The sequence below is a fragment of the Amycolatopsis sp. CA-230715 genome, assembly GCF_018736145.1.
In the GTDB taxonomy this organism is placed as follows: Bacteria; Actinomycetota; Actinomycetes; order Mycobacteriales; family Pseudonocardiaceae; genus Amycolatopsis.
Genome location: NZ_CP059997.1, coordinates 8133340 through 8144278, shown reverse-complemented (window position 1 = coordinate 8144278; position 10939 = coordinate 8133340). Strand labels below are relative to the sequence as shown.

Sequence of the window (10939 nt, the reverse complement as noted above, 5' to 3'; positions counted from 1 at the left end):
CCGCCGGGTCACGGCCGCATCAGCCCGTCGATCAGGTCGTAGCCGGGGGCGGGATCGATACCGGCCGGGTTCACCAGGTCGGCGTCGGCGTACCAGTCGGCGGTGGCTTCCGGGTGCGGGCCCACGACCGCGACCCGCCCGGCACCGTACGAAGCGAGCACCGCGGCGGGCACACCGTTCGGATAGGTCGCGAGCACCTCCGCGCCGGGCGCGCTCGACGGCAACGGGAAACACGGGCCGTCCTGGAAGTACAGGTACCGGCCACGGCCACGCCAGCTCACCCGCACGACCGTGTCGGCTTCGCTGTCGATGGTCGCGCCAGGGGAATCGATGTACCGGTCGGCGCCACCGGGCACCAGGGCGAACCCGGGGTCACTGCCCGCGAGATATCCGCCGAGGCAAATTCCCAGATAACGCCCGCCCGACCAGACATAGCCGCGGACATCCGACACGTGGGCGCGCAGGTGCTCGAAAGCCGCGTCGAGCCCGCCGCCACCCGGCTGAACGTAGAGCGCCGCGGTATCGAGCGCCTCGCGCGTCACGGGCGTCGCCTCGTCCGGGCCGGCGAAACGGACATCGAACCGCCACGCGGTGGCGCGCACCAGGTCCGCGATGGACTCAGCGCAATCAGGGGTCGTCGCAGGCCCCCGGTACACCAGTGCGATCGGCGACGTCTTCGGCGCGGGCGGCACGGTACGGGCAGTCCGCTCCCGGGGCTCGCCCGGACTCCTCGCGCACGACACGGCCGACACGACGACCAACGCCATCTGGCGCAGCATCCAGCGGCGAGAAGACGCGCTCACGCGCGAGGTCCTGTTCCACAACGGCCGGGCTGGATCGCCCTGCCCCGTCCCACCCCGGCGACCGCCCACCATTCCTGTTCGCCCCAGTCGGATCCGTCCCGGGACAGCTGGACGAAACGGAACGCGCCGACCAGGGCGCGGATGTCGCGGTTCTCGTGCTCCCGGGTCAGATTGACTGGCCGCGGCCGCCTCGACTCGACTCGCAAATGCCGGTGGAAAATGTCCGATAAAAGATGAAACGCGTGTTCGCCCCGCGCATCGCGGAGGTGTACCGGTCCCTGCCACCGAGGTCGAAACACCTTTGTCACGCATCGCGCCCGGGTACGGGGTTTTCGTCGCGTTCGACGCACGGACCTGGTCGCTATGCGGAACAGGACTCCATCGAAATCGCAGGCACGTCGGCGCCTGATCATGAGCATGAGAGCGTGTTCTTCCTCGACAACCTCGTGTTTGGCAGACCGCCCCAGCAGGGCACGGGGCACCTTTCCCGCCCATCGCTGTGAGGACGCTGAGAAACAGAAAAAGCACGTACGTTCTGCGGCCCACGCCACACTGCCGGGTGACGACGACGTGTGTTCACGATCGACCTCACCGCGAGAACACGACAACGGCGCTGTCCTGGTTTGGTGGATTCCCGACTCTCCGGGCAACCGACGACAATTCGTTCACGCCGTACCGAAATGACCGCCCCGGCTCTCGCGCTGATTTCGGTCTCGACTGGAATGCTCGCCACCGACCTGAACGCGACGCACCGGGTCAGCTCGGACTGCCCGAGGTCAACGGCGCGAAACTGTGGCTCAAGCTGAGCCCGGCGTCGATCCAACCCGGCGTGCTCGCGCCGAAAAGCAACTCGGCCCCGCCGCGATCCTGGTGACCTACCCGCTACCGAGCAGCCGCGGCCCGTGCCCTCTCCGGCACCACGAGCGGGCGCCTTGACTTCGACGAGTCACATCTCTTAGTCTTCAAGTATTCCAAATTTTGGAGCAACTGAGGGAGTGTCGTGCCGCCACATGTGATCGTCATCGGCGCCGGAACCGGTGGCCTGTGCCTGGCGCAGGGATTGCGCCAGGCTGGGGTCAGCGTCGCGGTGTACGAGCGGGATCAGACCCGCGAGGACGGGCTGTTCGGTTACCGGGTCGGCATCGATCCCGACGGCAGCCGCGCGCTGGCCGCCTGCCTGCCCGAGGACTTGTTCCAGGTGTTCGTCGCCACGAAGGCGGAAACCCCGCGATTCATGAACATCTTCACCGAGAAGCGGGCAGAACTGCTGCGGATGGGCGAATGGGACACTCCGGAGCCGTCCGATCCGATCGACAGCGAGAAGTCGATCAGCCGGATGACACTGCGCCAGGTGCTGCTCACCGGCATCGAGGACATCGTGCACTTCGGCAAGGAATTCGTTCGCTACCACCAGAACGCGGACGACACCGTCACCGCGCACTTCGCCGACGGCAGCACGGCTCGCGGCGACCTGCTGGTCGCGGCGGATGGCAGTTCCTCGGCGGTGCGCCGGCAGTACTTGCCGCACGCCTCCATGGACACAGTGGACGCCAAATGCGTCACCGCGAAGCTCCCGCTGAACGCCGAAAGCAGAAGCCTGCTCACCCCGGAGATGCTGCGCGGGGTCACTATGATCAACGCACCCGGAGGGTATGCGTGCATCATCCACGTGATGGAGTTCAAGTGGGACCGCGACGGCACCCTCAAGAACGACATCGGCGGCAACGACAGCGCGCTGCTGAGCACATGGCCGGGGCTGAAGTACGACAACACCAGGGACTACGTGATGTGGGGCTGGTCGGCTCCGGGAAAGCGGCTGCCCGCCGACTTCATGCGACTCCCCGGTGACGAACTCCGCAAGATCGTGCTCGAGCACACCAAGGACTGGCATCCGCGGTTCCGCGCGTTGTTCGAAGCGGCCGACCCGACGACCGCGTTCCCGCTCCAGGTGCGCACCACGACTCCGCTGAAGCCGTGGCCCACCTCCACCATCACCCTGCTCGGCGATGCCATCCACACCATGACCCCAGGACTCGGCGTCGGCGCGAACACCGCGCTGCGCGATGCGGAAAACCTGGTCCGCCAACTGGTCATCGCCCATCGAGGCGAGAAGCCGTTGGTGGACGCGGTACGCGCCTACGAAGCGGAGATGCACAGCTACGCCTGGGAGCTGGTGCGGAAGTCGAAGAGCCAGTTCGGCGGCAACCTGCCACTGGACAAGCCGGTGATCGGCCGCGCGCTGCTGGCGGGGATGCGCACCGGGTTGCGGGCGTTCAACCACATGCCCAACGCGAAGCGGAAAGCGGTACAGGCGATGGAGAAGACCAGGGGACACCGCAGGAGGCAACGATGATTCTGGTAACCGGAGCGACCGGCAGTGTCGGACGGCACGTGGTGGCCGACCTGCTCGCGGCGGGACACCAAGTGCGGGCGATGACCAGGAACCCTTCCCGGGCAAGCATTCCACCAGGCGCCGAGATCGTCGCTGGTGATCTCGCTGACCCCGCATCGGTGCCGTTCGACGGTGTGCACGCCGTCTACCTGATGGCGATGGGAAACGAGCCGGACCAGGTCGTGGCACAGGCCGTGCGCAACGGCGTGCGGCGCATCGTTCTACTGTCCACAGGCGACGTGCTCGATGACGTGGCACAGCAGCCCGACGCGATCGCCAAGATCCACGGCGCGTTCGAGCACGCCGTCGCGACGTCCGACCTGGAATGGACCTTCCTGCGCCCCAACGAATTCGCTGGAAACAGCCTGCACTGGGCGCCGCAGATCCAGGCCGGCAACGTGGTGCAGGCGCCGTTCGCCCAGGCGCGCACGGCGCCGATACACGAGCGGGACATCGCCGCGGTCGCCGCCCGCGCGCTGACCGAAAACGGCCACCACGGCCAGAAGTACGCACTGACCGGGCCGGAAGCCATCACGCACGCCGACCAGGTCGATCAGATCGGCACCGCGCTCGGCCGTCGGCTCCGTTTCGACGAGATCTCCGCAGCGGAAGCAGCCGCGCGAATGAGCCGATTCGCACCAACGGAAATCGTCGAGGCGGTACTCGGCCAACTCGCGGCGGCAGTCGGCCACCAGCCGGTACTGACCGACACGGTGCACGCGGTGACCGGACAGAAGTCACGTTCGTTCGCCGACTGGGCACGCGACCACGTCGCCGACTTCCAGTAGCTATTCTGACCCGATGACAGGTGGTACCAAGCAGCGGCTGATCGACGAGCTGATGCTCGTCGTCACCGACCTGCAGAACGTCGGCGACCAGGTGGACCAAGCCGTCAGCGACCGCCTCGAGCTCAACCGCACCGACGCCCGCTGCCTGTCCTGCCTGATCACCCGGGGCCCGATGGCCTCGGGTGACCTGGCGACGACGGCCGGGCTGGCACCCAGCGCGCTTACTTTCGCGGTGGACAGGCTGACCCGAGCCGGTTACGCCGAACGCGTACGCGATCCGGCCGACCGCAGGCGAGTGCTGGTGAAGGCCTCCGCCACCGCGCTGCAGTTCGCCGAGCGGACCTGGAGCGAGGTGATCGTGGAAACCGAACAGCAATTCGCGCGGTACACCGTGTCGCAACTAAAACTGCTGACCGCTTTCGTGCACGACCAGATCGAGCTGCAACGACGGCACATCACGCGCGTTCGTTCGAGCTGAACAAAACCGCGGCCGCGGCCCGGCTGGTCTGCGTGAGGGTGCTCTGCGGGTCGGCTACTACTCGCAGTGCCTGGCACAACCTGGGCACGACGACACACCATCGCCACGACCACGAACCCCTTTGTCGACACGGCACCTCGTCAGCCAGGCGGCGAACGCGGGCACCAAGTTCGCGGATTCTGGTGGGGCGTGCCGTCGGAACTTGTACACATGTTCCGGATGGAGAGGATGCCCCGCTTCCCGTTCCCTCTTCGTGGGGTTGTTTTCCTTGACATCGCAACGATTTTTTGGCCTTGCGGGCCTTCGGTGATAGTGGGCGCCATGGACTATGACGTAGTGGTGGCCGGCGGCGGCCCGGTCGGACTGATGCTGGCCTGCGAGCTCAGGCTCGGAGGCGCGCGGGTGGTCGTTCTGGAGCGCCGCACCGAAGTGGACCCGACGATCAAGGGCGGGGCGATCACCACGCCCAGCGCCGAGGTGCTCTACCGCCGGGGCCTGCTGCCCGCGCTGGCCGAGGTGCAGCGGCAGACGATAGACCGCTTCCAGGCGTTCTTGCGCGAGCAGAACGGCGGTGGCGGGGTCGCGGGCCAAGGGCTCGGGTTCGTCGGGCACTTCGCCGGGATCGTGCTGCGCGCCGACCTGGTCGACCGCACGGAGCCGAGCCTCAGCGACCCCGGACCCGCCGCCGAGGTCGCTTTCGTGGCGCAGCAGGACATCGAGCGGCTGCTCGGCGAGCGCGCAGACGAACTCGGTGTCGACGTGCGCCGGGGCGTGGAGCTGACCGGCTTCGACACCGGCGCCGGGGCCGTCACCGTGCGGACCAGCCAAGGGGCCATCCGCGCCGGGTGGCTCGTCGGCTGCGACGGCGGCCGCAGCGCGGTCCGCAAGCTCGCGAGGTTCGAATTTCCCGGTACTGACCCGGAAGTCACCTGCCACCAGGCGGTCGTGGAGATGACCGGCGCCGAGGACCTGAACGTCGGCTGGACCGCCACGGACACCGGGGTGTACGCCTACGGGCCGATGCCGGGCCGCGTCGTCACCGTGGAGTTCGACGGCCCGCCGGCCGATCGGGACGCGCCGGTCACCGGCGAAGACCTCCAGGCGCGGTTGCGTCGCGTGTCCGGTGTGGACGTCACGATCACCGGGGTGCGGACCGCGACCCGCTTCACCGACCACGCCCGCCAGGTCACCGAGTACCGCAAGGGCCGGGTGCTGCTGGCAGGCGACGCGGCACACGTGCACTCCGCGTTCGGGAGCCAGGGGCTGAGCCTGGGTATCGGGGACGCGATGAACCTCGGCTGGAAGCTCGCCGCGGTGATCGGCGGCCGGGCGCCGGAACGCCTGCTGGACACCTACACCTTCGAGCGGCACCCGGTCGGCGCGTGGGTCCTGGACTGGACCCGATCACAGGTCGCGGCCATGCGCCCGGACCCGCAGTCTCGAGCCCTGCGCACGATCGTCAGCGACCTGGCGGGCACGGTCGCGGGCACCACGTACCTCACCGCTCAGCTCAACGGTAGCGGGGTGCGGTACGAACTGCCGGGCCAGCACCCGCTGACCGGCCGCAGCACCCCGGACCTCGAACTCACCTACGGCGGCCGCCTCGCGAACCACCTCCACGACGGCCGGGCGCTCCTGCTCGACCTCACCGACGACCCGGAAATCCGCGCCCTCGCCGCGGGATATGCCGACCGCGTCGATACCGTGACGAGCCGCTGCCCGTCCCACCCGGAACTGGCGGCGATCCTCGTCCGCCCGGACGGCTTCACAGCCTGGGCAGCCGACGCGAGGGCGCAGGCACCGACGACCGGACTGGCGGAAGCACTGGAGAACTGGTTCGGAGCGCCCGAGGGTGCGGTGACGCCCGGATGATCCGCCGCGCTGCTGACTGACCAGAACCACAAGCCGATTCCACCCGCGGCCATGACACAGGCAACCTTCTGCGGCGGCCGGTGGTGGTCGGCTAGGCCGGGGCGCAGAAGTAGAACGGTTCTCCGCCGGGGAGAAACACCGGTCCCGGTCGCGAGTTCGACATCGAGCTCGCGGCCGGGGTTCGCCCTTACGGTATCGGCCGACCGCGATCATCCGACCGGCTCACGAATGCCCAGGTTCGTTTACCGAGCAGCAGCACCAGTACCCAGATTCCGAGCTTCGCCACCGATCTTCCCAAGGAGACCAGACCAGCGCTCATGCGGACGAGAGAGTATCGGAGGTCGTCGTAGGACGATTGGCGGAACACACAGTAGACGCCGAGGAACAATCCGGTCACCCCGGCGACGGTGACCGCCACCCGCCAGCCATCGGTGAGGGCCGCGGTGGTGCCGAGCACTGCGATCGCACCTGAAGTGATCACCCAGCGAAACAGCACCGAAGGAAGCAGGACGACGGCTGCCACCGCCAGAACGCCTGTCGCACCCAGCAACAGGTGCTGACCGGGCGGTACGCAGGCGGCGATCCCGCAGGCGACCGCCGCGATCAGCGCGGCGTTCCAGGGCGTGACAACCGGGGCCCTGCCGGCGAGGACACGAAGCGACGACGCCGAACCGTCGGCACTAGCGATTGGCAGCAGGGAAAGTGGCGTGAACCGCAGCAGGCGCGCCAGATGCGGCTTGCCCGTCAGTTCGGCCGGACATCCGAGCACACAGCCGTCCCGAGAGGAACAGTGACCGGTCGCCTCCAGCACCCACGTCATCGTCACGAAAACGATCCCGAAGGCCCAAGCAGCTCCGGCGAAAAGGAAGAACGTCCCGGAGGTCGGTCCACTCGGCACGACGCCGGCGAGCGCCAGCCCGATCGAAGCGCGCACGGCGTACCCCACACCGACGACAAGCCAGATCGCCGTCGCTCGGGCGCCGGGTCTGGTACGCCCTTCGCGGAGGAACTCGTAGAGCCACGCCGGAACCCAGACTCCGATGAACGAGACCAGAATGATCGTCGAGACCGGGGGCGGGACGACGGTGAACGCGACGACCACAGCTAGCGTTGCTCGCGCAACGATCACGAAAACGCTGAGCGCGACCGACCGGCGCGGTCCTTGTCGCGCGACCGGGAGTCGTCCGCGTTCGCGGTGAGCTGGGTGGACTTGATCGTCGGCGAGACCGCGGATGTCATTCCACTGGTAACGGCTCTGGTAGATCAAGTACTCGAAGACCAGCCAACCGAGGGCTGCGCCGAGCGATTCGGGCGCGCTCGGGCCATGGGAAGTGATCACCGCTCCGACCAGGTACGCGATCGGGATGAAGACCCATTTGACCGTATCGAGGGGGCGAGGAAGCAGGAGATAGGACCACAGCGATCGGTCGCCGGTCCGGCTCGGTCGGCTTGGCTCCTGCACCAGGTCGGTCCGTGGATAGTTCGAGCTGTTCCGCAGGTGATTCGCCGCGCCGCGCAAGAGCCGTCGGCCGCCGATGTTGGCCAGGATCCCCTGCTGCAGCAAAAGCATCAGCAGCGGGCCGTAAACCGCGAACATGGTGATCATGGCCGGAGCGCTCAGCCTGAGAGCGACGAACACGACCCACCCGCCGAGCGCGACGGCGAAACTCAACGTGAGGAAGAGCAACATGACGAAGTAGGAGCGGCGACCCCGTCGCGGACTGATGACCGTGAGCATGAGTTCCGTCGCCGAGCCGGCCAGCACCCCCGGGATGGCGCGAAGTTCGGCCTGGTGATCGCGAAGCTCGTTCTCGATGGCCCGCATGTAGAAGCTCTTGATGGTCACCTGCATGCCGAGCATGACGATGTAGCAGAGCACCGCGAACGGCAACGTCGGTGCCATGACGTACACCGGATCCGGAAGCTCGTAACAGCTCCCTGCTTGCTTGGCCGCGTTCATCACGGCGCCGCGGAACCGGCAGTCGCCGACCAGGATGGCGAAAAGCCCGGCCAACAGCGCGACGAACACGCTCGCGAGCGCACTCTGCCTGCTGGAGATCCCGCGATCGTCTTCGCGCACCGACTGGTAGTCAGCCAGCAGGATGTCGAGGTCGGCGCTCATGGCCGGATTATCGTCGGCCGGGGCCCGGATGTCAGCCGGCACACGTCCGTCCTTGGCGGTCGGTCGGCGGGTCTGGTCGGCAGAGAGCCGGTTCCCCGACGGCGGTGTCGCCAGCACAAATTATCGGTACACGATGATCCTTCCCGAGAACTTTATCGCGCTCAGCCTCCTCTCAGGACACCTGAGTATTATATCGGCGCTCGCACCCGGCTCGAATACACGAGAGGCCCTTTTCATTTCACTTGACCTTTTTCGCCGCTCGTACGATCGGCCAATCGGGTAACAGCAAGTCCGGGGTCACCGTGTCGGCGTATCATTTCGATCATGCCGTTCACTATCAATGGTTCGACAACCTGCTACCTACTGCCCGCCGATGAGCGTCCAGCACGGAAACGTTTCTTGGAACTGGTATCCGCGCCGGGCGAAACCTGGATCATCGCCTACAGCTTCACGGTGCCCGATGCCGCCGACGCCCTCATCGCCGCGCACAAACGGGGTGTACCACTGCATCTCTACCTCGACCACTCCCAATCCAGCGGTACTGCGGAGAAGCCGCTGCTGCACCAGTTGGTCGATGCGGGAGTGGAGATCACGATCGGCACGAGCACCAGTGGCAGCCGGTACATCTGCCACACCAAGGGCATCGCCGTCGACGGACGGACCGGCCCGCTCTGCTGGGAGGGCTCCGTCAACTTCAGCACCAGTGGCTGGCTGCAGGTGAACACGGCCATGGACTTCTCCTCCCCGGATTGGCGTGATCATTTCGTCGCCCAGTTCGCGACCCTTCGCAAATTCGCCTGGGCGAACGAGCGAGATCTTCAGCTGATGCCCGAGCCACCCGATGGCGTCGACACCGAGAGCACGCTCGACAGACCCAATTTCCGGCGGCAGCCGCGATCAGCCGAGCGTCGAACCCGAGAATGAAGGCGCACCGATGAGCGAACATTGGGAATCGAAACCCGACAAACACGACTATCCGGCCGCTTTCGATTATCTCACCCTCGTGGTGCCCGAGCTCCTGGCGCGCCAAGTCGTCTCGGAACTGGAAGCGGCCGAGTTGATCCACCGGAAGGCGAAAGACATCCTTCGGGCCAGCGGGCTCCCCGCACTCCCCCCAGAAAACGTCCATGTGGCAAAGGATCTCGCCAAGGCGAAACAAGGAAAGCGATTATCCCCGGTACTCCTCGTACGTGCCTCGGCGATCGGGCACGACGCCGGAGGCAATCTGATCATCGCGGACGGATACCACCGGGTGTGCGCCTCCCACCACCTGGACGAAGACGCAGACATCCCCGCCAAACTCGTGTGAAGACAGAACAGGACAGCGGGCCCGGACACGTCGAGTTCGATACCAACGTTGCCCTGGCGAGCATTCCTCTGATCGGTACCGATCATGTATTTCGCCTGAATTCACAACGAGCACGAGCCCGCTGCCATCACCGGGGCCCTTCACCGCGTACGCGCCGGAGTTCGGGTTCCTCCGCAGCCACAACCGAACCGCGCTGCGGCAGCCCGCAGTTCGCGTTCGACGTAGTCAGCCGGAGTGGCCCTGCCTTCCACCACAGGACCACATCCGAGGATTCGAGCACAATACCCGCGTACTCGCTCAATCCGCTATTTGCCCATCTGGAACACCACGCGCGAGGTGGTGCCGACCTGGTCGTGTGCTCCGTTCACCGGTTCGTGCAAACCAGGCCCCGCAGCCACTTGACCATGTGCGCCGGGTCGGAGATCAGTTGGACCACCTTCGCGCGGGGCAGGGCGATTTCGATCGAATTGGTGTACTTCATCGCCCGCTTCCTTCGGGAGCGTAGAACGCGGTGGTGGCCTCCACCGCGGCCGCCACGTGATCCGGGTCGCCGCCGCCGGCCAGGTGAGCTCGGCCCCATGCCGCTGCGCTGCGCCGTGCGAATTCGCGGCCCTCAGGCAAGGCCCGGAACTCATCGTGGTCGAGGGGCTTTCCGTCGGCCAGGAAGTGAGCCAAGGCAAGGAGGTGCAGGTCCCAGCCCACACCACCGGCACCAGGGCCGTAAGTCGGGAACATCGGCTCCCCGACGGCTGCGGCATGGACCAGCTCGAACTCGGTGTCCCCGGCAGGACTCGGCGACAGCCGCACCTCGACCTCGCTCGTACCTGGCCACTCATCGGCCTCCGGCCCGAAGAGCCAGGACACCCGCAGCAGCCGCGGCGGGTCGCACCGGAGAATCTCCCCGTGCTCACCGCCGTCCAACTCGAAGGACCCGCCCAGACGCAGGTCACCGGTCACCGGCTTCAGCCAACGGCCCAGCCGCTCGGGGTCGGTGATGGCGTTCCACACGTCGTCGACCGACGCGCCGTAGCTTCGTCGCAGCTCAATCGTGTACGCGTCGCCGGCGGGCAGGGTCGCCGTGCCCATCGTCCGGCGCGCAGCGGCCAGTTCGTCCAGTACGTCCTTCATGTCGTCTTCCTTTCGCTGACGGATCGGCCTTGCCAACACCTGAGGTC

Annotated in this window: 10 protein-coding genes; 6 read left to right on the top strand and 4 right to left on the bottom strand. The window is 66.9% G+C overall.

The genetic code is table 11. The annotated features are described in order from the left end of the window. Nucleotides 1-8: 8 nt before the first annotated feature. Entirely contained in the window at nt 9-803 is a 795-nt protein-coding gene (locus HUW46_RS38315; RefSeq protein WP_254125345.1) for a BPL-N domain-containing protein, read from the bottom strand. 1000 nt (nt 804-1803) lie between these two features. Here HUW46_RS38315 and HUW46_RS38310 point away from each other — a divergent pair. The 4 genes from HUW46_RS38310 (at nt 1804) to HUW46_RS38295 (ending at nt 6333) form a co-directional block, all read left to right on the top strand. Further along, complete coding sequence (locus tag HUW46_RS38310) at nt 1804-3156, top strand: FAD-dependent oxidoreductase (RefSeq protein ID WP_215543586.1); 1353 nt, start codon at nt 1804-1806, stop codon at nt 3154-3156. Then, nucleotides 3153-3983, top strand: a complete 831-nt coding sequence (locus tag HUW46_RS38305) for an NAD(P)H-binding protein (RefSeq protein ID WP_215543585.1) — start codon at nt 3153-3155, stop codon at nt 3981-3983. Before HUW46_RS38310 ends, HUW46_RS38305 begins: the two co-directional genes overlap by 4 nt. 13 nt (nt 3984-3996) lie before the next feature. Then, on the top strand, nt 3997-4461 hold the full coding sequence (locus HUW46_RS38300) for a MarR family winged helix-turn-helix transcriptional regulator (protein WP_254125341.1): 465 nt from the start codon (nt 3997-3999) through the stop codon (nt 4459-4461). Between the two features lie 321 nt (nt 4462-4782). Then, nucleotides 4783-6333: an FAD-dependent oxidoreductase gene (locus tag HUW46_RS38295; RefSeq protein ID WP_215543584.1), complete on the top strand. Its 1551-nt coding sequence runs from the start codon at nt 4783-4785 to the stop codon at nt 6331-6333. A gap of 187 nt (nt 6334-6520) precedes the next feature. Here HUW46_RS38295 and HUW46_RS38290 read toward each other — a convergent pair whose 3' ends face one another. Next, entirely contained in the window at nt 6521-8455 is a 1935-nt protein-coding gene (locus HUW46_RS38290; RefSeq protein ID WP_215543583.1) for a hypothetical protein, read from the bottom strand. Between the two features lie 324 nt (nt 8456-8779). On the opposite strand from HUW46_RS38290, the gene HUW46_RS38285 reads away from it, so the two are divergent. Further along, complete coding sequence (locus tag HUW46_RS38285) at nt 8780-9379, top strand: phospholipase D-like domain-containing protein (RefSeq protein WP_215543582.1); 600 nt, start codon at nt 8780-8782, stop codon at nt 9377-9379. Between the two features lie 10 nt (nt 9380-9389). Beyond that, nucleotides 9390-9764, top strand: coding sequence for a hypothetical protein (locus HUW46_RS38280; protein WP_215543581.1), 375 nt, complete (start codon nt 9390-9392; stop codon nt 9762-9764). A 364-nt stretch (nt 9765-10128) separates the two neighbouring features. Here the strand turns inward: HUW46_RS38280 and HUW46_RS38275 are convergent, their stop codons facing one another. Together HUW46_RS38275 and HUW46_RS38270 are read right to left on the bottom strand one after the other, a co-directional pair. Continuing rightward, nucleotides 10129-10245, bottom strand: a complete 117-nt coding sequence (locus HUW46_RS38275) for an SRPBCC family protein (protein ID WP_215543580.1) — start codon at nt 10243-10245, stop codon at nt 10129-10131. Continuing rightward, nucleotides 10242-10892, bottom strand: coding sequence for an SRPBCC domain-containing protein (locus HUW46_RS38270; protein WP_254125340.1), 651 nt, complete (start codon nt 10890-10892; stop codon nt 10242-10244). Before HUW46_RS38270 ends, HUW46_RS38275 begins: the two co-directional genes overlap by 4 nt. Nucleotides 10893-10939: the final 47 nt, after the last annotated feature.